A 229-nucleotide genomic window follows, 5' to 3' on the forward strand; every position below is an offset into this window, starting at 1 on the left:
AAGCGCTCCATAAACCTCACTTGGCTAAAGATAGGTAAAGCGCTTAGCTGTGAAGTCGAGGTTCGCAGTTCCACGGCAGCAAGGCTTCGTAATCCTCTACCGATGTCGCCGTTGGCAAACGTTCAAGTGCGTGGCGCAGCCACGCATAGGGCTCCTGGCCGTTGGCTTTGGCAGTCTCGACCAGGCTGTACAGTTGAGCACTGGCCGTCGCGCCCTTGGGCGTGTCGCT

Annotated in this window: 1 protein-coding gene; it reads right to left on the reverse strand. The window is 58.1% G+C overall.

Annotated elements, in window-relative coordinates:
* Positions 1-43 precede the first annotated feature (43 nt).
* Positions 44-229: transposase domain-containing protein (locus tag ALP40_RS13385; RefSeq protein WP_147478319.1), on the reverse strand; the 186-nt coding region annotated here is incomplete at its 5' end.

This window comes from Pseudomonas viridiflava, assembly GCF_003702045.1.
GTDB lineage: Bacteria > Pseudomonadota > Gammaproteobacteria > Pseudomonadales > Pseudomonadaceae > Aquipseudomonas > Aquipseudomonas viridiflava_C.